The 26,502-nt window shown below is 67.1% G+C and carries 32 protein-coding genes; 28 read left to right on the plus strand and 4 right to left on the minus strand.

From position 1 onward, the window contains the following. On the minus strand, positions 1–357 hold a 357-nt coding region (locus ACWELJ_RS23745), incomplete at its 3' end, for a hypothetical protein (RefSeq protein WP_452368331.1). A gap of 211 nt (positions 358–568) precedes the next feature. On the opposite strand from ACWELJ_RS23745, the gene ACWELJ_RS23750 reads away from it, so the two are divergent. From ACWELJ_RS23750 to ACWELJ_RS23760, 3 genes are read left to right on the plus strand one after another with little or no spacing between them, the layout of a single operon-like run. Next, on the plus strand, positions 569–1,543 hold the full coding sequence (locus ACWELJ_RS23750; RefSeq protein WP_452368332.1) for an ABC transporter substrate-binding protein: 975 nt from the start codon (positions 569–571) through the stop codon (positions 1,541–1,543). Further along, positions 1,540–2,889 (plus strand): SagB family peptide dehydrogenase, encoded by a 1,350-nt coding sequence (locus ACWELJ_RS23755; protein ID WP_452368333.1) that lies wholly within the window; start codon positions 1,540–1,542, stop codon positions 2,887–2,889. Before ACWELJ_RS23750 ends, ACWELJ_RS23755 begins: the two co-directional genes overlap by 4 nt. A 35-nt stretch (positions 2,890–2,924) precedes the next feature. Continuing rightward, the gene (locus ACWELJ_RS23760; protein ID WP_452368334.1) at positions 2,925–3,260 is read left to right on the plus strand and encodes an MmcQ/YjbR family DNA-binding protein; all 336 of its coding nucleotides are present in this window, start codon (positions 2,925–2,927) and stop codon (positions 3,258–3,260) included. 19 nt (positions 3,261–3,279) lie between these two features. Here the strand turns inward: ACWELJ_RS23760 and ACWELJ_RS23765 are convergent, their stop codons facing one another. Then, positions 3,280–5,316 carry a M13 family metallopeptidase gene (locus ACWELJ_RS23765; RefSeq protein WP_452368335.1) on the minus strand — a complete coding sequence of 679 codons (2,037 nt, stop codon included), beginning with the start codon at positions 5,314–5,316 and terminating at the stop codon, positions 3,280–3,282. A 101-nt stretch (positions 5,317–5,417) separates the two neighbouring features. Next, positions 5,418–7,466, minus strand: coding sequence for a M13 family metallopeptidase (locus ACWELJ_RS23770; protein WP_452368336.1), 2,049 nt, complete (start codon positions 7,464–7,466; stop codon positions 5,418–5,420). Positions 7,467–7,769: 303 nt separating this feature from the next. On the opposite strand from ACWELJ_RS23770, the gene rplN reads away from it, so the two are divergent. The 20 genes from rplN (at position 7,770) to ACWELJ_RS23870 (ending at position 20,472) form a co-directional block, all read left to right on the plus strand. Next, positions 7,770–8,138 (plus strand): 50S ribosomal protein L14, encoded by a 369-nt coding sequence (gene rplN, locus ACWELJ_RS23775; RefSeq protein WP_033090674.1) that lies wholly within the window; start codon positions 7,770–7,772, stop codon positions 8,136–8,138. A gap of 2 nt (positions 8,139–8,140) precedes the next feature. Next, positions 8,141–8,455 (plus strand): 50S ribosomal protein L24, encoded by a 315-nt coding sequence (gene rplX / locus ACWELJ_RS23780; RefSeq protein ID WP_357089127.1) that lies wholly within the window; start codon positions 8,141–8,143, stop codon positions 8,453–8,455. Between the two features lies 1 nt (position 8,456). Further along, positions 8,457–9,023, plus strand: coding sequence for a 50S ribosomal protein L5 (gene rplE, locus ACWELJ_RS23785; RefSeq protein ID WP_452368337.1), 567 nt, complete (start codon positions 8,457–8,459; stop codon positions 9,021–9,023). A gap of 3 nt (positions 9,024–9,026) precedes the next feature. Further along, the gene (locus ACWELJ_RS23790) at positions 9,027–9,212 is read left to right on the plus strand and encodes a type Z 30S ribosomal protein S14 (protein WP_029923637.1); all 186 of its coding nucleotides are present in this window, start codon (positions 9,027–9,029) and stop codon (positions 9,210–9,212) included. Between the two features lie 428 nt (positions 9,213–9,640). Further along, a complete protein-coding gene (locus ACWELJ_RS23795; protein WP_452368338.1) occupies positions 9,641–10,393 on the plus strand; it encodes a helix-turn-helix transcriptional regulator in 753 nt (250 codons plus the stop codon). A gap of 73 nt (positions 10,394–10,466) precedes the next feature. Then, on the plus strand, positions 10,467–10,928 hold the full coding sequence (locus tag ACWELJ_RS23800; RefSeq protein WP_452368339.1) for a PPOX class F420-dependent oxidoreductase: 462 nt from the start codon (positions 10,467–10,469) through the stop codon (positions 10,926–10,928). Positions 10,929–10,990: 62 nt separating this feature from the next. After that, complete coding sequence (locus ACWELJ_RS23805) at positions 10,991–11,611, plus strand: hypothetical protein (protein ID WP_452368340.1); 621 nt, start codon at positions 10,991–10,993, stop codon at positions 11,609–11,611. Positions 11,612–11,719: 108 nt separating this feature from the next. Then, on the plus strand, positions 11,720–12,499 hold the full coding sequence (locus tag ACWELJ_RS23810) for an LppU/SCO3897 family protein (RefSeq protein ID WP_452368341.1): 780 nt from the start codon (positions 11,720–11,722) through the stop codon (positions 12,497–12,499). 249 nt (positions 12,500–12,748) lie between these two features. Continuing rightward, positions 12,749–13,147, plus strand: a complete 399-nt coding sequence (gene rpsH / locus ACWELJ_RS23815; protein WP_364605592.1) for a 30S ribosomal protein S8 — start codon at positions 12,749–12,751, stop codon at positions 13,145–13,147. Positions 13,148–13,161: 14 nt separating this feature from the next. After that, positions 13,162–13,701, plus strand: coding sequence for a 50S ribosomal protein L6 (rplF, locus tag ACWELJ_RS23820; RefSeq protein WP_452368342.1), 540 nt, complete (start codon positions 13,162–13,164; stop codon positions 13,699–13,701). Positions 13,702–13,704: 3 nt separating this feature from the next. Continuing rightward, entirely contained in the window at positions 13,705–14,112 is a 408-nt protein-coding gene (gene rplR / locus ACWELJ_RS23825) for a 50S ribosomal protein L18 (protein WP_452368343.1), read from the plus strand. Between the two features lie 31 nt (positions 14,113–14,143). Continuing rightward, positions 14,144–14,788 carry a 30S ribosomal protein S5 gene (gene rpsE / locus ACWELJ_RS23830; protein WP_452368344.1) on the plus strand — a complete coding sequence of 215 codons (645 nt, stop codon included), beginning with the start codon at positions 14,144–14,146 and terminating at the stop codon, positions 14,786–14,788. Position 14,789: 1 nt separating this feature from the next. After that, positions 14,790–14,969, plus strand: a complete 180-nt coding sequence (rpmD, locus tag ACWELJ_RS23835) for a 50S ribosomal protein L30 (protein ID WP_452368345.1) — start codon at positions 14,790–14,792, stop codon at positions 14,967–14,969. Between the two features lie 2 nt (positions 14,970–14,971). Then, positions 14,972–15,415, plus strand: a complete 444-nt coding sequence (gene rplO, locus ACWELJ_RS23840; protein ID WP_452368346.1) for a 50S ribosomal protein L15 — start codon at positions 14,972–14,974, stop codon at positions 15,413–15,415. Positions 15,416–15,567: 152 nt separating this feature from the next. Beyond that, the gene (gene secY / locus ACWELJ_RS23845; RefSeq protein ID WP_452368347.1) at positions 15,568–16,887 is read left to right on the plus strand and encodes a preprotein translocase subunit SecY; all 1,320 of its coding nucleotides are present in this window, start codon (positions 15,568–15,570) and stop codon (positions 16,885–16,887) included. Next, positions 16,884–17,429: an adenylate kinase gene (locus ACWELJ_RS23850; RefSeq protein WP_452368348.1), complete on the plus strand. Its 546-nt coding sequence runs from the start codon at positions 16,884–16,886 to the stop codon at positions 17,427–17,429. The genes secY and ACWELJ_RS23850 overlap by 4 nt, the downstream gene beginning before the upstream one ends. Beyond that, entirely contained in the window at positions 17,430–18,230 is an 801-nt protein-coding gene (map, locus tag ACWELJ_RS23855; protein ID WP_452368349.1) for a type I methionyl aminopeptidase, read from the plus strand. Between the two features lie 184 nt (positions 18,231–18,414). Beyond that, positions 18,415–19,398 (plus strand): DUF6585 family protein, encoded by a 984-nt coding sequence (locus tag ACWELJ_RS23860; protein ID WP_452368350.1) that lies wholly within the window; start codon positions 18,415–18,417, stop codon positions 19,396–19,398. A 4-nt stretch (positions 19,399–19,402) separates the two neighbouring features. After that, positions 19,403–19,564, plus strand: a complete 162-nt coding sequence (locus ACWELJ_RS23865; RefSeq protein ID WP_452368351.1) for a hypothetical protein — start codon at positions 19,403–19,405, stop codon at positions 19,562–19,564. Between the two features lie 89 nt (positions 19,565–19,653). Next, on the plus strand, positions 19,654–20,472 hold the full coding sequence (locus ACWELJ_RS23870; protein ID WP_452368352.1) for an SDR family NAD(P)-dependent oxidoreductase: 819 nt from the start codon (positions 19,654–19,656) through the stop codon (positions 20,470–20,472). Positions 20,473–20,481: 9 nt separating this feature from the next. Here ACWELJ_RS23870 and dtd read toward each other — a convergent pair whose 3' ends face one another. Next, positions 20,482–20,925 carry a D-aminoacyl-tRNA deacylase gene (gene dtd / locus ACWELJ_RS23875; RefSeq protein ID WP_452368353.1) on the minus strand — a complete coding sequence of 148 codons (444 nt, stop codon included), beginning with the start codon at positions 20,923–20,925 and terminating at the stop codon, positions 20,482–20,484. Positions 20,926–21,082: 157 nt separating this feature from the next. Here dtd and ACWELJ_RS23880 point away from each other — a divergent pair, with 157 nt between their 5' ends. The 5 genes from ACWELJ_RS23880 to ACWELJ_RS23900 form a co-directional block, all read left to right on the plus strand. Then, on the plus strand, positions 21,083–22,987 hold the full coding sequence (locus ACWELJ_RS23880) for a hypothetical protein (RefSeq protein ID WP_452368354.1): 1,905 nt from the start codon (positions 21,083–21,085) through the stop codon (positions 22,985–22,987). Continuing rightward, positions 22,984–23,766, plus strand: coding sequence for an ESX secretion-associated protein EspG (locus ACWELJ_RS23885; RefSeq protein WP_452368355.1), 783 nt, complete (start codon positions 22,984–22,986; stop codon positions 23,764–23,766). Before ACWELJ_RS23880 ends, ACWELJ_RS23885 begins: the two co-directional genes overlap by 4 nt. 76 nt (positions 23,767–23,842) lie before the next feature. Then, on the plus strand, positions 23,843–24,157 hold the full coding sequence (locus ACWELJ_RS23890) for a hypothetical protein (RefSeq protein ID WP_452368356.1): 315 nt from the start codon (positions 23,843–23,845) through the stop codon (positions 24,155–24,157). A gap of 7 nt (positions 24,158–24,164) precedes the next feature. Then, complete coding sequence (locus ACWELJ_RS23895; RefSeq protein ID WP_452368357.1) at positions 24,165–24,653, plus strand: YbaB/EbfC family nucleoid-associated protein; 489 nt, start codon at positions 24,165–24,167, stop codon at positions 24,651–24,653. 29 nt (positions 24,654–24,682) lie between these two features. Further along, positions 24,683–26,502, plus strand: a 1,820-nt coding sequence (locus ACWELJ_RS23900) for a WXG100-like domain-containing protein (protein ID WP_452368358.1), incomplete at its 3' end; no start/stop codon positions are given.

The raw sequence follows: 26,502 nt of genomic DNA on the forward strand, positions 1-26,502 counted from the left end.
CACCGCGCGGCGGTCGTCGGCGGCCGCGGCCCCCCCCCCCCGCTGCAGGCCGGTGCCCGCGGGGCCCAGTTCGGCCAGCACCGTGCCGAATTCGGCGGCGCTGGCGATATCGCAGAGGACGCGGGCCAGATCGTCGAGGGTGGGCCCGGCCGTGCCGGTGACGCCGCCGTCGAGCCGCTCGTAGAGTTCGGCGTAGGTGAGGATGTGCCCGCCGCAGCGGACGGCGGTGCGCAGCGACGGCACGCGGCGTCCGCAGTCGATGAGCATGGAGACCGAGGGGACGTCGTACAGTTCGACCCCATTGGCCCATTCGTCCGCGAGCCGGTGACGCTCGACGGCGGACAGAGAATCCGGCACCGCACGCTCCATCGTTCCAAACCCCCGGGTACTAACTTATGCAACCCTAACCTAATCGATGAAGAGCACGATCGGCCACCCCTTCGGGGATCGAATCGGCGACAACGGTCTGCGATTCGGGAGAAAATTAGGCTAGGCTCACCTACCGCTCGGCCGTTTCGACCGGGCACGCTCGGTCGATCCGGTCGGGCAGAGCAGACAGGAGAGCACGATGAAGTCGCGGTCGTTCACCGCAAGGGCCGCCCTGGCAGCGGTCGCAGGCCTGCTCACGCTCGGGCTCACGGCCTGCGGATCCAGCTCCGACGACACCGCCTCCGGCGGCGGCGCCCCGGTCACCATCACCCACGCGCACGGCCAGACCACCGTCGAGGGCACCCCGGCCCGCATCGTCGCCCTGGGCAACCAGTGGCTCGACACCGCGCAGGCGCTCGGCGTCACCCCGGTCGGCTACATCGACAACATCGCGGTGCTCAGCAAGGGCGCCCCGCCCTGGGAGCCGGCCGCGCTGTCGCAGTCCAAGGCGCTCTCGACCACCGGCAATCTGGCCGAACAGGTGGCGGCGCTGAACCCGGATCTGATCCTGGCCGACCCGTTCATCGCCGACGCCAAGACCTACGGCGACCTGTCCAAGGTCGCGCCCACCCTGCCCGGCCTCAGCAAGGAGGCCGTGACCCCGTGGGCCGACCAGGTGCACGCGCTGGGTCAGGTGCTGCACAAGACCGCCGCCGCCGACCAGCTGGTCGCCGACCTCAACGGCCGCATCGACGGTATCGCGCAACGCAATCCGGGCCTGAAGGGCAAGACCTTCATCAGCTCCTGGCTGGCCGGGCCGGCGCAGCTGATGGTCCTCACCGATCCGAAGGACGGCTCCAGCCGCCTGTTCACCCAGCTCGGCATGACCATCCCGCAGCGCCTGGTGGACCAGGGCGGCAACGGCGGCCGCCTGGCCCTGTCGCCGGAGCGCCTCGACGAACTGAACTCCGACCTGCTGCTGGCGGGCTACTCGCCCGGCCTGGACGAGAAGTACCGCGCCCTGCCGGGGTACAACGACCTGCCCTCGGTGAAGAAGAACTCGATCGTCTTCCTCACCGTCCAGGAGATCAGCGCCGTCAACCAGCCCACCCCGCTGGCCCTGCCGTACCTGCTCGACAAGCTCGAGCCGGCCCTGGCCAACGCCGCCAAATGACCCGCGCCGACCACCGCTACGCGCTGCGCCCCGGCGTCACCTGCCTGACGATGCCGGGCGGCGCGGTCCTGCTCGACCCGCCCCGCAACGAGAAGCTGACGGGCCTGACCGCACCCCAGAGCCAGGCCCTCGAGACCCTCAACCGCGGCCCGGCGACCCTCACCCAGCTGGAGCCCGAAGCCGATGCGGTGACACCGCTGCTCGATCGCCTGACCGGGGCGGGCTGGCTGGAGGTCACCGTCCGCGACGGCGATCGGGACCTCTACACCCTGCGCCCCTTCGCCACCCCGCCCGCCCGTCCGTCCGGCGTGGCGGTGGCCCCCCTCTCGAAATTCACGGTGATCCACCGTGATTCGGAGGGCCTGGTGCTCGAACACCCCACCTCCTGGTGCGACCTGCGCGTCCACGACCCGCGCCTGCTCGCGCTGGCGGCCGGTGCGAGCGCGTCCGAACTCGGCCTGCCCGAACACCTTTCGGCCCGCATCGCCGCCGACTTGGCCTGGGGCGGCTTCACCGCCGACCCGTCCACCGAGGCCGCCGACTTCACCACCCGCAGCTGGAGCGCCCCCGACCTGTGGTTCCACCGCCGCAGCACGCTGGGCTCGCGCACGGTCACCTGGGACAACTTCGGCCCGACGGCGTGGGCCAAGGACGAATTCCCCCGGCTGCCCGCGCACCGCCCGGCCTACCCGGGCGACCCGATCGCGCTCCCGGCCCCCGATCTGGCCGCGCTGCGCGCCTCGGACCCGTCGCTGACCGCCGCCCTCGAGGACCGCCGCTCCTGCCGCGCCTTCGACGACAGCAACCCCATCACCGTGGCCCAGCTGGCGGAACTGCTCTTCCGCACCGCCCGGACCCGATCGGTGGAGCGGACTCCGGACGGCGGCGAACTCCCGTCCCGCCCTTACCCTTCGGGCGGCGGCGTCCACGAACTGGAGCTCTACCCGGTGGTCCGCCATGTCGAGGGCCTGCCCCCGGCCATGTACCACTACGACTCCTTCGACCACGTCCTGCGCCCCGTGGCCCCCGCCGATTCCCCCGAGGTCGAGCGCCTGCTCCGCACCACGACGGCGACCCTGGCCAACGCGTCCGAACCCCAACTGCTGCTGTTGATCTCGGCGCGCGCGGGCCGGGTCATGTGGTCCTACGAGTCGGTCGCCTACGCCAATATGCTCAAACACGTGGGCGTCCTCATGCAGACCCTGTACCTGGCGGCCACCGCCATGGGTCTGGGCACGGTGGCCCAGGGCTTCTCCGACACGGCCGCCTTCACCGCCGCCACCGGCGTCTCCGAACTGGAGGAGTGCAACGTGGGCAGCGTCATCCTGGGCACCCCCGCCGCCTGACCCGGTTGTCGGACCGGCCTGGGAGGATCGATCGCATGACGGTGACCGGGGATGAGGTTCGGGCGGTGGCGCTTTCGCTGGCGCGCACGTCCGAGCAGTTCGAATGGCAGATGCCGACCTTCCGGGTCGCGGGGAAACTGTTCCTGACCCTGCCGGAGAACGAGACCTCGATGGCCGTCCGCTGCCCGATCGCCGACCGCGACGAACTGGTGCAGGCCGAGCCGGACAAGTTCTGGATCGCGCCGCACGAGGCGGGCAACGCCTGGGTCCGGGTGCGCCTGGCCGCCTTGGACGATCGCGACGAGCTGGAGGCCATCGTCACCGACTCGTGGCGCCAGGCCGCGCCCCGGGAGTTGACGGACCCGGCCTGAGCGGCCGGGTCCGGGCGGGTCAGAAGGTGACGCGCTGGTCCTCGGGCATGAAGAGCTTGTCGCCGGAGGTGACGCCGAAGGTGCTGTAGAACTCCGGCAGGTTGCGGACCACCTGGTTGCAGCGGAATTCGTCGGGGGAGTGGGTGTCGGACAGGCCCTCGGCGGTGAGCTCGGGGGTCTGCTTCGCACGCCAGCCCCGGGCCCAGGACAGGAACATGGTGCGGTAGTCCGGGTTGTCGTTGCCCGCGCGCTTCTCGGCGAGGCGGTAGGCGGCCAGGGCGATCTGGAGTCCACGCAGGTCGGCCAGGTTCTCACCGAGCGTGAGTTTGCCGTTCACCTTGTTCTCGGGCGAAACCCCTTCGGGCACGAGGCCGTCGAACTGGGCGACCACCTTGGCCGCGCGGGCTTCGAAGGCGGCCTTGTCCTCCGGGGTCCACCAGTCCCGCAGATTGCCGTCGCCGTCGTACTTGCGCCCCTGATCGTCGAAGCCGTGCCCGATCTCGTGGCCGATGGTCGCGCCCACCGCGCCGAAGTTCACCGCCAGCTGCGCGTCCTTGTCGAAGTACGGCGGCTGCAGATACGCGGCGGGGAAGACGATCTCGTTGTTGGGCGGCGAGTAGTAGGCGTTGACGGTCTGCGGGCTCATGCCCCATTCGGACTTGTCGACCGGCTTGCCGAGCCGGTCCCAGTCCTTCTTGTTGTTGAAAGCGTTGATGGCGAGCAGGGATTGGACGAGCTTGCCGCGGGTGACGGTCAACTTCGAGTAGTCGTCCCACTTGTCCGGGTACCCGATCTTGACCCGCATCTTGTCCAGTTTGGCCAGCGCCGCGTCCCGGGTGGGCTGCGTCATCCAGGCCGAGGTGCGGAAGTTCTCCCGGTAGGCGTTCAGCAGATCGTCCACCATCCGCTTGACCTCGTCCTTGGCCGAGGCCGGGAAGTGCTTGTCCACGTACAGCTTTCCCAGCGATTCGGGCAGCGAGGAGTTCACCAGGTTGACGCCGTACTTCCAGCGTTCCTGCCGCTCCTGCTGTCCGCGCATGACCCGTCCGGCGAACTGGAAGTAGGCGTCGTTGATCGCGATCGGCAGGTACGGCGCGTAGGCGCGGACCACCGACAGTTTCAGATAGTCGCGCCAGATCGCGATATCGGTGTCGGCCCAGATCTGCCCGGCCGCGGTGATATAGGAGGGCTGCGCGACAATCACTTCCGCGAACAGGTCCTTGGGTCGGTCGGTGCACCCGGCCAGCCACGGCTCGAAGTCGAAGCCGCGGCCGAGTTCGGTCAGCTGCTGCCAGGTCATGCGGTTGTAGGAGGCGTCGGCGTCGCGGCGGCGCACCCGGTCCCAGAAGACGGCCGCGATGCGGGTCTCCAGGTCGAGGATCCGCTGCGCCATTCCGCTCGGATCGGCGAACCCGGCGCCCTTGGCGATCGCCTCCAAATAGACCCGATACCCCTTCAGCTTCTCGGCGTACTGCGGCTTGCTGTAGTAGTCCTCCTCCAGCCCGAGCCCGGACTGCGAGATCCCGGGGATGTAGGCGTTGGAGTTCTTGCGGTCGATGCTGACGCCGATCCCGATCAGCCCGCCGATCGGCAACGCGCCCATCACCTTCGCCAGATCGGGCTTGGTCGCGGCCTTGTCGACCTGGTCGAACAGCTCCTGCAACGGCGACATTCCGAGCTTCTCGACGGTGTCCCAGTCGACGCGCGCGTCGTAGAGATCGCGGATCTTCTGCGCGTCCGAACCCGGTTCCGGGTCCTTGATCCCGTCGATGATCTCCCGCAGCTGGTTCAGCGTGCGCTCATTGGCCTCGCTGATCGCGCCGTAGGCCGGCTTGTCCGGCGGCAGCTGGTACTCCCGCAGCCACTTGCCGTTGACGTACCGGTACAGGTCGTCCTGCACGCGGACCGCCTCGTCGGCTCCCGAAAGATCCGGTCCCGTCAACGTTTTCGCCGTCGTACCGCTGCCGCAGGCGGCCAGGGCGGCCGCGGCGGGAACCAGCCCGAGGGCGATCAGGAATGCGCGACGGTCCACGCGCGCCGAACCCGACGAAGTCACAGGCACTACCTCTCGTGAAGCTGCGATACCGACGCGAGGCTACCGGGGAAGGCAGCCCCGCGCGGGGTGTCGCGAGCCGCCCGGTCGCCCGGGCTGATCGCTCAGAGGGTGACGCGCTGGTCCGGCGGCAGGTACGCCTTGTCGCCTTGCTTCACGTCATAGGTGCTGTAGAACTCGCCGAGATTGCGCACCACCTGGTTGCACCGGAATTCCGCGGGCGAGTGCGGATCATTGGCGAGCTGCTGTTCGAGCGCCTGATCGGTCATCTTGGTCCGCCAGGTCCGGCCCCAGGATTCGAACATCGGCCGGTAGTCGGGCGTCGCGGTCCCGGCGCGCTGCTGGACCATGCGGTAGGCGGCCAGCGAGATCTCCAGTCCGCGCAGGTCGGCCAGGTTCTCGCCGACGGTGAGCTCACCGTTCACATGCTGATCGGCGGGCAGACCCTCCGGCACCAACGCGTTGTACTGCGCGATGATCTGCTCGGTCTTGGCCTGGAAGGCGGCCTTGTCCTCCGCCGTCCACCAGTCCTTCAGGTTCCCGTCCCCGTCGTACTTGGCGCCCTGATCGTCGAAGCCGTGCCCGATCTCGTGGCCGATGACCGCGCCGCCCGCACCGTAGTTCACCGCGGGCGCGGCGTTCGGGTCGAAGAACGGCGGCTGCAGGAACGCCGCGGGGAAGACGATCTCGTTGCCGCTGGGGTTGTAGTAGGCGTTCACCGTCTGCGGCGGCATGCCCCACTCCGGCTTGTCCACCGGCGTCCCCAGCCGGTCGAACATGCGCTTGGCGTCGAATGCCTCGGAGGCGCGCAGGGATTCGACCAGGCGGCCACGGGTGACGGTGAGCTTGCCGTAGTCCTCCCACTTGTCCGGGTAGCCGATCTTGGCGTCGATCTTCTCCAGCTTGGCGATGGCCGCCGCCCGGGTGGGCGGCGACATCCAGGTCGAGTTCTTGAAGTTGTCGCGGTAGGCCGCCCGCAGATCGTCGACCATCTCCAGCGCCCGCTGCTTCGCCTCGGGCGGGAAGTGCTTGTCCACGTAGAGTTTTCCGAGCGCCTCGCCGACCACCCCGTTCACCGTGGACACCGCGGCCTTCCACAGTTCGGGCCGCTGCTGCAGGCCCGCCATCTCCCGGCCGAAGAAGTCGAAGTTCGGGTCGGCGATGGCCTTGGGCAGATAGGTGGCGAAGCCGCGCACCAGCGCCAGCTTCAGATATTCGCGCCAGGCGGGGATGTCGACCTCGGCCCACAGTCGCGCCGCGCCGGTGACGAACGACGGCTCGCCCACATTGACCTTGCCGAACAGGTCCTTGGGCCGATCGGTGGTGCCCGCCAGCCACGGGTCCCAATCGAATTGCGGCCCCAGCGCGGTCAGCTCGGCCCACGTCTTCAGGTTGTAGGTGGCGTCGGTGTCGCGCAGTTTCACATTGTCCCAATGGAATCCGGCGATCCGCTGCTCCAGATCGACGACGCGGTCGGCCAGCGCGGTGGGGTCGGCGAACCCGGCTCCGGCCGCGATGCGCTGCATGTAGGTCCGGTATTTGGCGAGCTTGTCGGCGTTCTCGGGCTTGCGGTAATACTGCTCGTCCAGCCCGAGCCCCGCCTGCGAGATCCCGGGCAGGTAGGCGTTGGAGTCCTTCGGGTCGGGACCCACCCCGAGGCCGATCAACCCGACCCCGGGCAGCGCGCCCATCACCTTCGCGAGATCGGCCTTGGTCGCGGCCCGGTCGATCTGCTCGAACAGATCGTTGAGCGGCGTGATGCCGAGCTGCTCGATGGCGTCCTTGTCCATGCGCCCGTCGTAGAGGTCGCGGATCTTCTGCGCGTCGGATCCGCTCTTCGGGTCGCGGATTCCCTCGATGATCTCCTTGAGCTGCTGCTCGACCCGTTCCTGCACCTCGTCGAAGGTGCCGAAGGACGACTTGTCCGGCGGCAGCTGGTACTCGCGCAGCCATGTCCCGTTGACGAACCGGTACAGGTCGTCCTGGGGCCGGATCGCCGGATCCGATCCGGCCATATCGGGCCCGATCAGCGTGGTCGGTTTCCCGGCCTTGGCGTCGTTCTTGTTGCAGGAGGCCAGCACGGCCGCGGCGGGCACCAGGCCCAGCGCGATCAGGAAGCCACGGCGGTCGAGACCAGGACGCTCGGAAGTCAACGCGAATCTCCTCTACCGGATAATCGGGATAGCTCGTACGTCGCTCGCGCCGACGCTAGTGGACCGGGCTGAGGAACCCCTGAATCCGCGCCGAACCCCCTGATTTGGGTTCGACCTGGGCCTTCGTTAGACTGTTGCGGTTGCCTGCGGGAGCTATGCCCGCACTTCGGCCGCGAACCCACAGTGGTTGTTCTCCCAGTTTGGTGAAAAACCGCTGGCAGGCGCGCGTCGCAAGGGCAACTGACCATGCCCGTCGGGTCGGCAATCCGGCGTGCATTTCGTCCAGGTCTAGGAGGAGCTGAAGTGATTCAGCAGGAGTCGCGACTGCGCGTCGCCGACAACACGGGTGCGAAGGAAATCCTCTGCATCCGCGTGCTCGGTGGTTCGTCGCGTCGCTATGCCGGCATCGGCGACATCATCGTCGCCACTGTCAAGGACGCCATCCCCGGCGGCAACGTCAAGAAGGGCGAGGTCGTCAAGGCCGTCGTCGTGCGCACCGTCAAGGAGCGCCGTCGCCCGGATGGCTCGTACATCAAGTTCGACGAGAACGCCGCGGTGCTCATCAAGGCGGACAACGATCCGCGTGGCACCCGCATCTTCGGCCCGGTCGGCCGTGAGCTGCGTGAGAAGCGCTTCATGAAGATCGTCTCGCTGGCCCCGGAGGTGCTGTAACCATGAAGGTGCACAAGGGCGACACGGTCATCGTGATCTCGGGTAAGGACAAGGGCGCCAAGGGCAAGGTCATCCAGGCCTTCCCGGCGACCGGCAAGGTCCTCGTCGAGGGCGTGAACCGCATCAAGAAGCACGTCGCGGATTCCGCGAACCAGCGTGGCGCCAGCTCGGGCGGCATCGTCACTCAGGAAGCGCCGATCCAGGCCTCCAACGTGATGGTCGTCGACTCCGACGGCAAGCCGACCCGCGTGGGCTACCGCACCGATGAGAACGGCAAGCGGGTCCGCATCTCCCGTCGCAACGGGAAGGACATCTGAGATGACTTCTACCGAGAACAAGGTTCAGCCCCGTCTGAAGACCCGCTACCGCGAGGAAATCAAGTCGGCTCTGAACGATGAGTTCAACTACGCCAACGTGATGCAGATCCCGGGCGTCGTGAAGGTCGTCGTGAACATGGGTGTCGGTGACGCCGCCCGTGACGCGAAGCTGATCAACGGTGCGGTCGCCGACCTCACCCTGATCACCGGCCAGAAGCCCGAGATCCGCAAGGCCACCAAGTCCATCGCGCAGTTCAAGCTGCGTGAGGGCATGCCGATCGGCGCGAAGGTCACCCTGCGCGGCGACCGCATGTGGGAGTTCCTGGACCGTCTGATCTCGATCGCTCTTCCGCGTATCCGCGACTTCCGCGGTCTCTCGCCGAAGCAGTTCGACGGCCACGGCAACTACACCTTCGGTCTCTCCGAGCAGTCGATGTTCCACGAGATCGACGTCGACAAGATCGACCGTCCGCGTGGTATGGACATCACCGTGGTGACCACCGCGACCAACAACGAAGAAGGCCGCGCGCTGCTCAAGCACCTCGGCTTCCCGTTCAAGGAGAACTGATCCATGGCTAAGAAGGCTCTGATCAACAAGGCCAACGCCAAGCCGAAGTTCGCGGTGCGCGCCTACACCCGCTGCCAGCGCTGCGGTCGTCCGCACGCGGTGTACCGCAAGTTCGGCCTGTGCCGCGTGTGCCTGCGCGAGATGGCCCACCGCGGCGAGCTCCCGGGCGTCCACAAGTCGTCCTGGTGAGTCTCGGCTCCTGGTGAGCTGACACTTTCATAACCGAAGGCCCCCACCGAGATTCGTCCCGGTGGGGGCCTTCGGCGTCTTGTCGCGGATGCCACGACCTCAGGGCCGAATCAATCGCCTCAGCTTTCCGGGCATCAGCCGGTCCCTCCCCCATGTGTCAGACCGGGGAGCCTAGCAGACCGTAAGGCCCCCATCGGGATTCGTCCCCGGTAGGGGCCTTCGGTGTTCAGGTCGCCGTTGACCCGCACGTTTCGGCGGCGACCTGACCCTCCCCTCCAATGACGGCCAGGGCGCCACCGAGGGTCAATCCTGTCAATCGGCCGATCCCGGGAGCAAGATCAGGAGCTATCCCAACCTGGTGGTAGCGTCGTGCGCTCTACCCCCAATCTGGGGGAGCTCGATCTCGCACGGCCGCAAAGGGTTCACACATGCACTTCGACACCGAGGTCGACGTCGAAATGCCCTCGCTGGCGGCGTTCGTGAAGCGCCTGCGACTGCGTCGCGGCTGGACGCAGCGCGAGTTCGCGCAGCACGCGCACCTCGGTATCGGCACCGTGCAGAAGCTCGAGCAGGGCGACAAGGTCAGCGTGGGGGACCGCGCGCTGTCGGCGCTCGCGGACGCCGTCTGCGATAACGAACATGAGCGCGAGCATCTGCGCGCCCTCGGTGGCCGCCCCGGTTTCGCGCTCGGCGGGGCCGCCTCCGCCGCCGACATGTCGGCGCTGCTCGACCAGCTCACCTCCATTCCCGCTGCCTGGGTGGTGAATTGGGGCGTGGCCGCCGCGAACGACCAATATCGTCGGCTCCTGGCCGGTATCGCCGAGGCGCCCAGCATCGCCCACTGGCTGTTCGGGGACCCCCGGTCCCGGATGGTGCTGCCCGACTGGCAGACCGAGGCCGCGTACATGGTCGGCATCCTGCGCCACTACTACGTCGCCGCGCCCAGCCTCGGAGCCACCGATGACATCGGGGTCACCGCTGACATCGTCCGCGAATTGTCCGCTCGCCACCCGGATTTCCGCCGCTTCTGGGCCACCGGCGACGTCTACGTCCGCCGCCCCGAGAGCGACCGCCGAGTCTGGTCCCCGGCCACCGCCACCATGACGCTCTGGCGCGAATCCCTGATTCCCGCCGCCTCGGGCTGGCTGGTCATGTGCTTCCCCACCGCGCCCGCGTCCTGATCGCCGAAGTGCCGCGATCGGCGGCCGTCCGCGACCTACACTCGAGTTCGCTCGAGTGGAAGGACGCACAGGCATGCCGGTCGAAGTTGTTGGGGACGTTCGCAAATGGCTCGCGGAGCCCCGGTTCTGGACAGTCGGCACCCTGAACGAGGACGGCTCTCCCCAGCTGACTCCCATGTGGGTGGGGCTCGAAACCATCGACGGCACAGAGCACATCGTGATGAACACCTCCGTGGGTCGCGTCAAGGAGCAGAACCTGCGCCGTGACCCGCGCCTGTCCCTGTCCAGCTTCGACCCCGAACAGCCCTACGACCGGGTCGAGATCCGTGGCCGCGCAGTCGGATTCATCGAGGGGCAGGAGGCCGTCCACGTCATGGACCGCCTCGCTCAGAAGTACCTGAACACCGAAACCTTCCCCTGGCTGATCGACGGCGAGACGCGGGTCGCTGTCCTGATCGAGCCCGATCGCATCCACCGCACCGTCGGCGTGGAGCCCTTCCGCCCGGGAATCCTCCCCGATGGGCGGGTCCTGTAGGTTTGCCCGATCAGGGCATCGGTCCGGTTCCGGTGCCCCCACGGCGGGTTGGGGGGACATCGATGGCCGAAGACCTGGACCCGCAGCGCGCCGGGCCCCGCGGCATCACCCCGGGATCCTCCCGCCGCCTCGCCGTGCTGTTCATCTCCGTGGCGCTGACGGTATCGGCCGTGATCGGCCTTGGTATCGCGGCGGTCTGCTGGAAACTCGCGCACCTGGTGGAGCCCATGCCGCCGGAGGAGAAAACCGACTCCTGGGGCGACTACTGGTCGCTCTCCAGGACCTTCTATCAAATGATCCCGTCGAAACCGAGCGGCACGGGCTGGGCCGGGGCCCACTGCGCGGCCGTGGGTTCCATCACCGTGCGGCCGGGAGACCCGGTCCCGCTGCGGCAGATCATCTGTGACGACCCCGACGACCTCACCACCGTATTCACCGAATACGCGAACCCGGCCGACCTGAGAACCTACCTGGACGCCCACACGGTCCGCGTCCGCGACCGCGAAACCCCCGGCAGCTCAATGGCTCTCCTGCGCCCCACCGACCCGTCGGCCAACTTCGTCATGGCCTCCTACCCGGGCACGGAACTCGACGGCCAGACCATGCTGGTCGAGGCCTCGGCCCCGGGGCGAACATTCGACGATCTGTACGTCAGCTGGTGGTTGTGGGCCCAGCTGAAATGAGCAGCCGCCGAATGGGTTGAGCGCCGCCGCGATTGGCCGTCGGTGCGTGGGCACGCTAGCGTGACGATTCGTCGGAAATGACGGTTTCTAATCGGGGGTGGGTTCCGGATGCGCTGGATCGTGGCCGTGTCGGCCGTGTTGCTGGCCTTGTTCACCGGCGGGTGCGGGCTGATCGATGGCTCCGCGAACAATGTCTCGCAGGGTGATTGCCTGAAGAAGAGCGGTGACGAAGGCTTCGACAAGGTGTCGTGCTCGTCCTCGGACGCCGGCTTCGTCGTGCTCGACCGCGCCGGCAGCGGCAAGGCCCACGACCGGTGCGTGGATGTGCCGGGTACCGAGTACGTCTATACGGACAAGGGCAGCGGCTCGATCTGCGTCGGGATCAAGGGCGCTGATCCGGCCCGCGCCGCGAACGCCGCCCAGAAGGGCGACTGCCTCACCGACACCAAGGGCGGTGCCGTGCAGAAGGCGCCGTGCACCGACCCCGCGGCCGTCTACCGCGTCCTGGCCCGCCCGGACGGTTCCGAGTTCATGACGGATTCGGCCTGCAAGAACGTCGCGGGCACCCAGACCACCTACAGCTACCTGCTCAAGGCCAAGAAGGGCATCGGCGCGTTCGGCACCGGCATCGTATTCTGTTTGATCGCAAAGGATTCCGACGCGACCCGCACGATCGACAACGCGAAGGTCGGCGACTGCCTGAAGAAGACCGGCGCCAACGACGTCGAGATCACCGGCTGCGCCGCCGCCGACGCCAAGTACAAGATCCTCAGCTCGGTCCTCGACAAATCCTTCTGCGACCGCGTCGCGGGCTCGATCGCCAGCTACTCCTATCAACAGGCCGGCGAGATCATGCCGAAGGTCTACTGCCTCGGCGCGCCCCACTGACCCGGCGCGCCCCATTGCTGTGACGCGGACCTCGATTTGGTCGCTGATCAGGGGTTGTCTACACTAGACCGGTTGCTCGGGCACAGCTGTGTCCGCACACGTTCGCGCGTGCGGCGTTGCTCCGTGGCACAAGCGAATCATCCGGTCGGGCAATCCCGGCTGGACCGCCTCGAATTGTCGTAGGCCCACGACCGCCGATCTCAGACGGTGCTGAATGGGAACCGCGGCAGGAAGGTACCGGTCAAACACATGACCATGACTGATCCCATCGCAGACTTCTTGACCCGTCTGCGCAACGCCAACTCGGCGTACCACGATCAGGTGAAGGCTCCGCACTCGAAGCTCAAGGCGAACATCGCCGAGATCCTCAAGCGTGAGGGCTACATCGCCGACTTCCGCACCGAAGACGCGACCGTCGGCAAGACCCTGATCGTCGACCTGAAGTACGGCCCGAGCCGTGAGCGCTCCCTGCAGGGTGTGCGCCGCGTGTCGAAGCCGGGCCTCCGGGTTTACGCGAAGTCCACCAACCTGCCCAAGGTGCTCGGCGGCCTCGGCGTGGCGATTATCTCCACGTCCTCCGGTCTGCTCACTGACCGTCAGGCCAAGCAGCAGGGCGTGGGCGGCGAAGTCCTCGCCTACGTCTGGTAAGGGAGGTAGGAACAATGTCGCGTATCGGTAAGAAGCCGATCCCGGTTCCCGCCGGCGTCGAGGTGACCATCGACGGCCAGAACGTGACGGTCAAGGGTTCCAAGGGCACCCTGTCCCACGTTGTCGCCGAGCCGATCACCGTCACCCGCGCGGAGTCCGGTGAGCTCGAGGTCGTTCGTCCGAACGACGAGCGTCAGAACCGCTCGCTGCACGGCCTGACCCGCACCCTGATCAACAACATGATCGAGGGTGTCACCAAGGGTTACGAGAAGAAGATGGAAATCTTCGGCGTCGGTTACCGTGTCGCCGCCAAGGGCTCGAACCTCGAGTTCGCCCTGGGCTACAGCCACCCGGTTCCGGTCGACGCCCCCGAGGGCATCACCTTCGCGGTGGAGTCCCCGACCAAGTTCTCGGTGTCCGGCATCGACAAGCAGAAGGTCGGCCAGATCGCCGCGGTGATCCACGGCCTGCGCAAGCCCGACCCGTACAAGGGCAAGGGCATCCGCTACGCCGGCGAGGTCGTTCGCCGCAAGGTCGGAAAGACGGGTAAGTAAGCCATGGCACAAACCGAAAAGCAGAAGGCCGCTCGTAAGCCGATCGGCAAGGACGCCTCGACCTCGCGCCGCCTGTCGAAGACGCGTCGTCACTTCCGTCTGCGCAAGAAGGTCGTCGGCACCACCGAGCGTCCGCGCCTGGTGGTCAACCGCTCCTCGCGCCACATCCACGCTCAGCTGATCGACGACTCCGCCGGCAAGACCATTGCCGCCGCGTCGACCATCGAGGCCGATGTGCGTGCCGTCGAGGGTGACAAGTCCGCCAAGGGCGCCAAGGTCGGCGAGCTCATCGCCGCCCGCGCCAAGGCTGCCGGCGTCGAGGCGGTCGTGTTCGACCGTGGTGGTCACGACTACCACGGCCGTATCGCGGCTCTCGCCGACGCCGCCCGTGAAGGTGGGCTGAAGTTCTGATGATCAACACTGCGAACGAAGGGAACGTCTGATGCCGGGACGTCAGCGGCGTGACGGCGGAAGCAACGGTCCCGCCGGACAGAACAGTGGCAACGACAACCGCGATCAGCGTGGTGGCGGCCGTGGCCGTCGCGACGACAATCGTCGGGACAATGCCGCCGAGAAGAACCAGCTCGAGCGCGTCGTCGCGATCAACCGTGTCTCCAAGGTCGTGAAGGGTGGTCGTCGCTTCAGCTTCACCGCCCTCGTGATCGTCGGTGACGGCAACGGTCTCGTCGGCGTCGGCTACGGCAAGGCCAAGGAAGTTCCCGCGGCCATCCAGAAGGGTGTCGAAGAGGCTCGCAAGAACTTCTTCCGCGTTCCGATGATCGGCTCCACGGTCACCCACCCGGTTCAGGGTGAGGCGGCCGCCGGTGTCGTCATGCTGCGTCCGGCTTCGCCCGGTACCGGTGTGATCGCCGGTGGCGCGTGCCGTGCCGTGCTGGAATGCGCCGGCATCCATGATGTTCTGGCCAAGTCGCTCGGTAGCGACAACGCCATCAACGTCGTGCACGCCACCGTTGCGGCTCTCAAGATGCTGCAGCGTCCCGAAGAGGTCGCCGCTCGCCGCGGTCTGCCGATCGAGGACGTCGCCCCGGCCGGCATGCTGCGTGCGCGCGCGGGACAGGGAGCCTGATATGGCACAGCTGAAAGTCACCCAGATCAAGTCCAGCATCGGCGCCAAGTCGAATCAGCGGGATTCGCTGCGCACCCTCGGGCTGCGCGGCATCCGCAAGGTCGTGGTGCGTGAGGACAACGCGCAGAACCGCGGCCTGATCAACGTCGTGCGCCACCTCGTGGAAGTTGAGGAGGTCTAAGCATGACCATCAAGTTGCACCACCTGCGTCCTGCCCCGGGTGCCAAGACCGAGAAGACCCGTGTGGGTCGCGGTGAGGGCTCCAAGGGTAAGACCGCGGGCCGCGGTACCAAGGGTACGAAGGCTCGCAAGAACGTCCCGGTCCGCTTCGAGGGCGGTCAGATGCCGATTCACATGCGTCTGCCCAAGCTCAAGGGCTTCACCAACCCGTTCCGCACCGAGTACCAGGTCGTGAACGTCGGTGACATCGCTCGCGTGTTCCCCGAGGGCGGCGCCATCGGCAAGGCCGAGCTGGTCGCCAAGGGTCTCGTTCGCAAGAACGAGCTCGTGAAGGTGCTCGCCGAGGGTGAAATCGCTGTGGCCGTGCAGGTTTCGGCTGACAAGTTCTCCGGCTCCGCCAAGGAGAAGATCGTCGCGGCGGGTGGCACTGCCACCGAGCTGGCCTGACGGTAACCTGAAGTAGCAACGGCACCGGGCGAGTCGCGAGCTCGCCCGGTGCCGCTGTTAAAGTTCAAGTGTTGTCTGCCAACACCGTCATGGTTATCGGCGTTCTCTCGCTGAATCCGTGGCCTGACCTATGTCGTTAGCCAGGAGGATCTGTGCTTTCCGCCTTCGTGTCGGCTTTCCGGACCCCGGACTTACGGCGGAAGATTCTCTTCACGCTGGGACTGATCGCGCTCTACCGGCTCGGTGCGTCGCTGCCCTCGCCGGGCGTCAGTTACAAGAACGTTCAAGAGTGCGTCAATCTGGTCAACGGCGGTGATTCCGCCGGTATCTACCAGCTGATCAACCTCTTCTCCGGCGGCGCGCTGCTGCAGCTGTCCGTGTTCGCGATCGGCATCATGCCGTACATCACGGCCAGCATCATCATCCAGCTGTTGACCGTCGTGATCCCGCGGTTCGAGGAACTGCGAAAAGAGGGTCAAGCGGGTCAGAACAAGATGACCCAGTACACGCGCTATCTGTCCGTGGCGTTGGCGATCCTGCAGTCGACCGGTCTGGTCGCGCTCGCCTCCCGCGGTCAGCTGCTGCGTGGCTGCCCCAAGGACATTCTCGACGACACCTCGATCTTCGGCATGATCATCATCGTGCTGGTCATGACCGCGGGCGCGGCCCTGGTCATGTGGTTCGGTGAGCAGATCACCGAGCGCGGCATCGGTAACGGCATGTCGCTGTTGATCTTCGCGGGCATCGCCGCCCGTATCCCCTCCGAGGGCAAGATGATCTGGGACAGCCGCGGCGTGGGCATCTTCGCCCTGGTCTGCGCGGCCGCCCTGGTGGTCATCGTCGGCGTCATCTTCGTCGAGCAGGGCCAGCGCCGGATTCCGGTGCAGTACGCCAAGCGCGTGGTCGGCCGGAAGATGTACGGCGGCTCCTCGACCTATCTGCCGTTGAAGGTGAACCAGGCGGGTGTCATCCCGGTCATCTTCGCGTCGTCGCTGCTGTACCTGCCGAACCTGCTGGCGCAGCTGACTCAGAAGAGCACGGGTAATCCGGCCAAGTGGCAGGAGATCATCCAGAAGTATCTGGTGAACCCGAGCAACCCGGTCTACGTGGCGATCTACTTCGCCCTGATCGTCTTCTTCACCTACTTCTATGTCGCGATCACCTTCAATCCGGAGGAGCGCGCGGACGAGATGAAGAAGTTCGGCGGCTTCATCCCGGGCTACCGGCCGGGCAAGCCGACCGCCGATTACCTGAACTATGTCCTGAGCCGGATCACCCTCCCCGGCTCCATCTACCTCGGTGCTGTCGCTGTTCTGCCGAACCTGCTCCTCGGGATCGGGGCCTCCGGCGGCGTGACGAATCTGCCGTTCGGTGGTACCGCGGTGCTGATCATTGTGAGCGTCGGCCTCGATACCGTGAAACAAATCGAGAGCCAGTTGATGAACCGAAACTACGAAGGGTTCCTGAAGTGAGACTCGTACTGCTCGGACCGCCCGGCGCCGGAAAAGGCACCCAGGCCGAACTGTTGTCCGAAAAGCTCGGTGTTCCGCACATCTCCACTGGAGCCCTGTTTCGCACGAACATCGACCAGCAGACCGCGCTGGGCAAGGAAGCCCAGGGCTACATCGACGCGGGCAACCTGGTCCCGTCGGATGTGACCAACCGCATGGTCGAGGCCCGCATCGCCGAGCCGGACGCCGTGAACGGCTTCATCCTGGACGGCTACCCGCGCACCGTGGATCAGGCCGAGGCGCTGGAGAAGATGCTCAAGGGCATGGGCAAGGAACTCGACGCCGTGCTCTCCTTCGTGGTCGACGAGGACGTGGTGGTCGAGCGCATGCTGGCCCGTGGCCGCGGCGACGACACCGAAGAGGTCATCCGCAACCGCATGCGCGTGTACCGCGAGGAGACCGAGCCGCTGCTGGAGCACTACGACGGTCAGGTCGTGTCGGTCCAGGGCGTCGGCGAGATCGCCGAGGTCAACGAGAACGCGCTCAAGGCCCTGGGTCGCTGAATGGTCTTCGGCCGTAAGAGCAAGCGGGTGGTGCCCTTCCGCACCGCCGGTGAACTGGATGCCATGGCGGCGGCCGGCGCTATCGTCGGCCGCGCGCTGGTGGCGGTGCGCGCCGCCGCGAAGCCCGGGGTCTCGACCCTGGAGCTGGACGAGGTGGCCGAGTCGGTGATCCGTGAGGCCGGGGCGATCCCGTCGTTCAAGGGCTACCACGGGTTCCCGGGTTCGATCTGCTCGTCGGTGAACGACCGTGTGGTGCACGGCATCCCGTCCAAGGACGACATCCTGTCCGAGGGCGATCTGGTCTCCATCGACTGCGGCGCCATCCTCGACGGCTGGCACGGCGACTCGGCGTGGACCTTCGGCGTCGGCACCATCATCGAGGCGGACCGCCTGCTCAGCGAGGCGACCAAGCTCTCGATGGAGGCCGGTATCGCCGCCATGCTCCCCGGCAACCGCCTCTCGGACGTCTCGCACGCCATCGAGCAGGGCACCTATGCCGCGGAGAAGGAGCACGGCCGCAAGTACGGCATCGTCTCCGGCTACGGCGGCCACGCCATCGGCCGCGAGATGCACATGGATCCGTTCCTGCCCAACGAGGGCGCGCCCGGCAAGGGCCCCGAGCTGCGGGTCGGCTCGGTCCTGGCCATCGAGCCGATGCTCACCCTCGGCACCACGGAAACCCATGAGCTGGACGATCATTGGACCGTCGTCACCGATGACGGCTCCCGTGCCGCCCACTGGGAGCACACGGTCGCGGTGACCGAGAACGGCCCCCGCATCCTGACGCTCCGCCCGGAGTAACCCTCCGCCGCAATCCCTTTCGCACCCGCCTCGGTCCCGCCGAGGCGGGTGCGGTCGTTTGCGCCATCTACGCCTTCGTGGCGGGCGCGGTCATGTTCGTCCCGTTCGCGCGGTAATCCGGCTGGCGCGACCCCGGGGCTGCCGATACGGTTGGCCGCGAACGGGATAGAGCTAGGAGGGGTCCGTGGGGTTGGGGATCGACGTGGGCAATGACCCGGAGTTGATGCGGCGGATCGGAGACACCGCGGCGGAGTTCCAGCTGGGGGAGCATCGCAAGCATCACGTGGGGCGCAAGATCGGGATGCGGCTGGATCTGTACGAGCACGGCGCGGTCGTGGTGCTGGGCGGGCAGCAGGTCCGGGTGGTGCGCAACGACACCGCGCGGGTGTGGCAGAAGGTGGTGCGGCACACCAGGAATGGGGTGCACACCGGGACCACCCACCACTATCGGGTGACCGATGTGCGGGGCGAGGAGATGCTGCTGACCGAGGCGTTGTGCTGCCCGGAGGAGTGGGGTCCGCAGCTGGTGGAGCAGATCGCGTCGCGGCAGGCCGCGGCGGCGATCGACACGCTGCGCACCGGTGGGAAGCTGGAGTTCGGTCCGTGGTGGCTGACCGCCACGCAGGCGGGCACGGAGAAGAAAACCTTTGCGCTGCAGGAGCTTCGGGGCTTCCGGGTGAAGGCCGGCCAGGTGATCATCGAGGCGGGGGAGGACACCCGCATCACCAAGGGGATCGACAGCTTCCCGAACTTCCTGCTGTTCCAGTTCCTGGTGAAGCAGCTGGTGCCGGGGCTGCCGGAGTCGGCGGGTAAGGTCTTCGGCCGTCGCCTGGCCGTGCGCGGGTGGAACTACGCGTTCGCGGTGATCGCCGTGATCGCGTTCGTGATCTCGTGTGTGTCCAGCTGGCCGGTCGGGAAAACCGAACTGTGCGACAAGCTTTCGGCGGTGCAGAAGTCGGGCTACGAGCTGACCCATTCGGTCAAGGATCTGCGCGACGCGGCCGGCAACTTTCGCGGCGACGACCAGTCGGGCGTCCGCGCGGATAGTAAGAAGTTGTCCGCGTTCACCGGTTCGGGCTTCCACTGGGTCAAGGACGAGGAGCTCGACGCCGCCACCGTCTCCATTCGCGCTGTCTGCCACGCGAATTCCTTCAAGTCCGGGAAGTGACGCCATGAACCGTGATATCCGCAGCCTGGTCCTGGCCGCGTTCACCCTGCTGCTCGGCGTGCTGGCCTTGGTGCTGACCACCAGCTGGCTCTGGCCCAGTGTGATTCTTGTGCTGGGCGGCATCGGCCTGATCGCCGCCCTGGTGACCCCGGCCCGCGAATCGTGAAGTAGTCCGGCCGGTGGCCGGGCCGCTGCCCGCCGATTCCTTGGGCGTGGCACCTCGGGGCCGGGCCCGGGCCCTGGTTCTATGAGGCAATGGCCGACAAGGTTGTTCTCATCACCGGGACTTCCACCGGTATCGGGCTGGCGGTCGCCGCCGCGGCGGTCCGGGCCGGGTACAAGACCGTCGCGACGCTGCGCGATCCGGACAAGGCCGGGCCGGTCCGGGACACCGGGGCCGATGTGCGGCAGCTGGATGTCACCGACTCCGCCTCCATCGCCGACTGCGTGGCGGGTGTGGTCGCGGACTACGGCCGCCTCGACGCCGTGGTCAACAATGCGGGGATCTCGGTGCTGGGCACGGTCGAGCACCTGCCGATGGCGGATATCCGCCGGTCCATGGAGGTGAACTACTTCGGCGTGGTCGAGGTGACCAAGGTGGCCATGCCGCACCTGCGCGCGTCCAAGGGCCGTCTGGTGACGGTGACGAGTGTCGGCGGCGCGGTCGGCCAGCCGTTCAACGAGGCCTACTGCGCGGCGAAGTTCGCGGTCGAAGGCTTCATGCAGAGCTTGGAGCCGGTGGCCGCCACCGTCGGTGTCGGTGTGAGTGTCATCGAACCAGGCGCGGTGACAACGGAATTCGTCACCAACGCCCGCGTCGACATCCCCGCCGCCATCGACGCCGCCGGCCCCTACGCCCCCGCCCTGCAGGCGTACATCAACCGCACCCGAGGCGCGTACAGCACCGCCCAAACCGCCGCTCAGGTCGCCGACGTGGTCATGTCCGCCCTCACCGCCTACCCGGTCGTGTTCCGCTGGCAAACCTCGGACTACGCCCGCTCGTTCGTCGCCGACAGCCTCTCGGATCTCGATGGCTCCATCGTCGCGGGCCTGACCTCCCAGTGGGTCCGCTGAGCGCGGACGTCAGCCCTCCAGCAGGAGGGTGACCGGCCCGTCGTTGACGAGTTCGACCTGCATGTGCGCCCCGAACCGCCCGGTGGCGACCGTCGCGCCGAGTTCCCGCAAGGCCGCGGCGAAGGCATCCACCAGCGGTTCCGCGACCGCTCCGGGCGCCGCCGCATTCCACGACGGCCGCCGCCCCTTGGCCGTATCGGCATACAGCGTGAACTGGCTGATCACCAGAATGGGCGAGGCCAGATCGGCCGCCGAGCGCTCCCCCTCCAGAATCCGCAGCCGGAACAGTTTGTCGGCCAGCGCTTTCGCGGTGGCCTCGGAATCAGTGTGGGTGACACCGACCAATGCCACCAATCCCTGGGGTGCGCCGTGAGCGGCCGGATCTATCCGACCCACGACCTCGCCGTCCACGCTCACCTGCGCCGATGTGACCCGCTGCACCAGTACCCGCATGGATATCGATCATCCCAGATCGCCTCGCCGGACCCTCGGGGCTATTGTCGAGCAGGCAGGCACGCCCCGAATTTCATTGTGCGCCACCGGGAGTTCACGACAGTAGGCTGTGCTGGCACGGATAGCTGGAAACTGGGCGGAGCGACAGTAGTTAGCGATGGCACCTGAGAAAAATGACAACACGGCTTGGGCGGGACTACGGTCGCAGGCCGAAGCGGGGACGTTGAAGTTCAATGCCACCGAGGCAGTGAAGGGCGCTCAGGCGGCCGCCGACATGGTGGGTGTGATGCGGGGGTTCCGCCAATTCGCGGACGCGAACAACCTCGCCGGCCTGAAGGATTTCACCAGGGGACAGCTGTCCTCGTCGGCCGTGCTGACGCGAGGGTTCAACGATCAGGGCCAGGCGCTACTGAGGGCCTTCGACACGCACATCGCCATCATGACCGATATGGCCGAGTACTTCCGGGCCGCGGGGCGGACCTACGCGCACGCCGAGAACCTCTCGAAGGAGACGTTCGACAAGCTGGCCGGAGTCGCGATTCCCGACAAGGCGACGGACCTCGGTCTGAAGAAGCCGGAAGACAGTGTGCTGTCGCACGACCACGACTTCGACGACGACGTCAAGAATCCGTGGAAAGGGAAGAAGACCGACCCCTTGACCATCCACATGGAGAACAAGGACTCCATGTCCTGGTCCGATCTGTACAAGCTGGGCCAGAACATCAACGGTTACAACGACTACTTCGACGCCGGCTCGGTGTGGAAGTACATGTCCGGCGAAGTGGACAAGCGTGTAGGCGAATTCAACAACAAGATTCAGGCGCTGGACTGGTCCGGGCAGGGCGCGGATGGCGCGAAGGGCGCGGCCAAACAGTATGCCGCCGATCTGCAGCCGCTGGTCGAGACCATGAAAGAGGTTGGGGCCAACCTCGAATACGCGGCCAAGTGGATGTACGACACCTGTGTGGACATGCCGGACCATGAGGACGGCGACACCGGTACCTGCGGCAATGACGACCTGGACCAGGAGCGTGAATACTTCCAGGATGACTACGTCACGGGCGTGACGAACTGCGCCTCGGTGATGGCGGTGGTTCCGGCGCCGACCGCGGTGCAGCCCCCGGGTGACAAGCAGCCTCCGGGCGATAAGCAGCCCCCCGGTGACAAGCAGCCCCCGGGTGACCGACAGACGCCACCGGGCGGCCCCAGCGGTTCGGGTGGCGGCCCCAGCGGTTCGGGCGGTGGCGCGAGCGGTTCGGGCGGTGGCGGCTCGGCGGGTCCGGGTGGCAGCCCGAAGACTCCGAATATTCCTCCGTTGGAGAACAAGCCGAACACCGACGGCACGAAGCCGAACGGAGCGAACCCCGACGGCACGAACCCGAATGGGACGAACCCCAACGGCACCAACCCGAACGGGTCGAATCCCAACTCTGGCAATCCGAATTCGGGTCAGCGACAGGGCACGTCGAGCGGCAGCTCGGGTGGTTCGGACATGTCGCAGCTCAGCAGCGCGCTGAGCGCGATGATGAGCGGGGCGTCGGCGCTGGCACAGCAGCTGCCGACGATCCTGCAGCAGCTCCAGTCTCTGCAATCGACCGATCTGTCGACCTTGGCCACTGTGCTCGGCGTGCCCGAAGACAAGCTGACGGCCGCGTTCACCACGATCGAAAAGGATCCGACGAAGCTGGCGCAGCTGAATCAATTGCTGGGTCTGTCCGGGACCACCCCGACACCGACGCCGACAGCCGGCCTGCCGGGCGACACCACGCCGATGGGTGGGGTCGCCCCCGCCCCCGCGGTCGGGGTCGCGACAGCCATGCCCGCGGCGGCTGTGGCCAATTCGCCCTTGGCGGGCCTGACCAACTTGTTCGGAGGTCTCGCGGGACTCGACGAGGGTCACAGCCGGCCGCTGGTGGGTAGCTCGCCCGTCGCGGATGCCGTGCCGATCTCCGCAACCGCGAACGCCGCGGCGGAGGCCGTACCCGAGCAGGTCGACTTCATCCGGACTCTCGGGCGCACGATCGGGGCCGCCGTCGAGGGTGACCCGGTGGTCGAGGCATGAGGTGGGAGTTCTCGGACGTCGAGTTCAAGGCCCTGTGCAACAGGTACCGCGGCGGCAGGCTGCCCTCTCCGCTGCGGTTCACCAGCACCACACGGTTTCTGGACGACTACGAGCGTGAGCTCCTCGAGTGCAACGCCAAACTGGACTCCGAGCTGGGTCCGGGCTTCGGCACGATCTTCGATACGGTGGTCGCGCCGGATATCGCCCTGGTCGTGCATGCCTGGTGCGACGGTGAATTCGACAATCCGCGCAAGCGGATCCGCGTGCATGGTGCCCGCCGTGATCGGCGAGCGTGCCTGATCGTGCAGGCACCCGGCGAAACCGTATTTCACAGTGGCGGATTCACGATGATGGAGTGTGAGCCCGAGGAGCTGCCCACATTGATGCTGGCGTACCTGCCGCCGGCCGAGGAGGCTCGCGGCCCGGCGGTGACGCTGGTGACCGAGCAACCAGAACCGGACGGCTATCGGGGATCTGGCGCGTTCGACTCCTTCGAGGATTCCATCGAAACCCGCAGTGCCGCCTTCTGGAACCGGCCCGCTGAGCTCACCGGTGCGATCCGGGTGCTACAGGGCAGGTCGAAGTTCGGTCCGCGCGGTATGCATCAGAGCACCATGGTCTTCCGCGATCTGCCCACTGACGGGCGGTACCTGATCGAGGTGGGCGCTGCGGAGCTGACGGCGCGCGGCGCCGGTGCGAAGCAGGTCCTCGACCGGTTCGAGTGGCATATCGAGCAGACACTGCTGCTCATGGAATCGCGAGGCGAGATAGAGGTGTGAGCGGCGCCCGAATCAGCACTCTCCGTTAATTTTCCGGCAACTAGCCGGTCGCTCACGCCTGACAAGGTCATCTCCCATGAGCGGTCGGCTGGAAGCTTACGAGGATCTGTTGACCAAGGCGGCCGGTAAGACGGACAAGGTGCGCGACGGGATCGAAAAGGTCGTGAGCACACTGACTTCCGCCGCCGGCGGGCGGGGGACGCCCTGGGGTAATGACACGCTCGGCGGCAACTTCGCCAATGGTGATCAGGGGTATCTGGCCAGCCGGAAGAACATCATCGAAGGCGCGCACAATATGGCCGGGACCTTCGGTAACTTCTCGGACGGACAGTTGAAGGCCGCCGCCGAGCTGAAGCAGATGGATCAGGACAACGGCGACGGGTTCGAGTGAGCCGATCATGGTGAATGAACGGGCCAAGGCCGATTTCTCGGACATTCTCGACGATTTCCGCGATCAGATGCGCACCATCACCCAGTTGCAGCAGCAGCGGGCGGCGATCACCGCGTCCGCGAGCGTGCGCGGCAAGCGGGTGACCGTCACCGTCAACGCGGACGGCACGGTGATCGAGACCAAATTCGCCTCGGACATCGATGATCTGGACTATCACGAGATCGCGAAGGCGGTGACCGAGGCCGCACAGCAGGCGTCCGCGGAGGTGGCGCGGCGCAGCCGGGAGATCATGGCCCCGGTGTCGCAGAACCGTAATCGGCTGCCCAGGCTGTCGGAGCTGGTGCCGGACATGCCGGATCTGTCCGAGGCGTTGCGGATTCCGGAGCCGCCGGTGGTGTCGACCGCGCCGCCCAAGGCGCCGGAACGTCGTGCCGCGGAGCCGGATTCGGATGAGTCACGGCGAAATCATGGTGGGGCCACCGATTCCGGATGGTGACTCCGCCCGCACCGGTGGTTTAGCGGCGTATGACCCTCCACCTGCCTTCGGAACTCGAATGGCTCGGCTACCTCGTGGGCGTGGAATGGCCCGAGGGCGACGAGGACCAGATGTGGGCGCTGGCCGAGGACTGGCGCACTGCCGCCGCCGGCCTGCGCGACCAGATCGCGTCCATCACCGACGCCAAGTCCGCGACCCTGGCCGCCTATGTGAACGGCGACGGGCGCGACGAGATGGCGCAGCTGTTCGACAAGCTGGCCGCACCGGCGAGTGGCGACGGCACGGGCAATTCGATCCTGGATCTGGCGAAGCATTTCGAGCAGCTGGGTGATTCGGTCGAGGAAACCGGCACCGAGATCCAGTACACGAAGCTGATGTTCTATTCGTCGATCGCGATGGCGGCCGCCGAGATCATCATCGCGTGGTTCTGGCCGCCGACCGCCCCGGCGGTGGAGGCGGTGATCGTCGCCATGACGCGTGTCGTGGTGCGGATCATCGGCCGCGAGGCGCTGGATCGGATCCTCGCCATCGCGGCCCGGATGGGCATCACCGCGGTGGTGAAGTTCGCGATGCGCCACATCGTGATGAACACGCTGCTGGGCACGTTGCAGGACTACGGGATTCAGCAGTATCAGGTCGATACCGGGCACCGGAAGAGCGTCAACTGGACTCAGGTCGGCGTGACGTCGATCAGCTCCGCCGTCGGCGGCGTGGTCGCGGGCCCGATCGGCGGGGCGCTCGGGAATTCGCTCGGGCGGCGTGGCATGAACCGCTATCTGACGGGCATGATCACCGGCACCACCGCCGGATTGGTCGGCGGCGGTGCGGGTTTCGTCGGAGCGACGGCCGCGCAGTTCGGTTTCGACGTGGCGCAGCACGGCTGGGACCAGGCCGTCGACAACCTGAAGAACACCCAATTCGATCCGCGCATGCTCACCGGCGGCATGTTCCAGGGCGCGCTGTCGGGTGTGAATCACACCGGGGCGCACAGTGTTTGGGAACCGAAGGTCACGCGCATGTCGGCGGGGATCAATCCCCGCGACCTCACCCTCGTCGGCTCGCGCCCGGATGCGCCGGGCGTCGATGGGATCGGCGGCGGTCATGATTCCGGTACCAGCGGAACGAATGGCTCCGACGGATCGCACGCGCCGGGCGGCGCCGATAGCCCCCGCACGCATCCGGCCTCGGTCGGCGGCGGAGAACCGACCGGCGACCCCGGCGCGCGCCTGACCGGCGACGGCAGTACCGCGCGCCCTGAAACCAACGGTCAGAACGGTGGCGGGGTAACCACCGATTCCCGCACCACCGATCGCGCCACACCCGCCGATCAGGCCGGCGCCACCCAGCCCGGCCCGGCGAACCCTTCCGGATCAGCCCCGCAAACCCACGTCGGCGCGGACACCAACACCGGGGGCGCGACGGTCAACCATCCGCAAGCCGGCGCACCCGAGCCCACCGCCCCGGTGCAGAGCGGCATCCAGGGCGGCGTAACCCACGACACCCCCTCCACCGCACCAACTTCCAACGCCGTCTCGACCGCCCCCGCGTCCTCGACATCGGGCGGTTCGTCCAACGCCGGTGGTTCCGGTGCCCCCTCCAACACGGGTGGTACGTCGAACGCCGGTGGCCCGTCCAGCACCGGAGGCGGGTCGTCGAGTGCCGGCGGCGGAGCTACCACACACGCGGCGGCCTCCACCTCGAGTGGCGGCCTGTCCGCCTCCGATGGCGCCGCACGCGCGGGATCGACCGGGGGAGCGGCGGACCCGTCCGGCACCCGAGCCGGCTCCCCGTCCACCCCCTCGGGGGCGACACCCGGATCGCCCCCGGCATCCGGCGCCGCGTCCCCCGC

The organism is Nocardia sp. NPDC004582, from assembly GCF_053602115.1.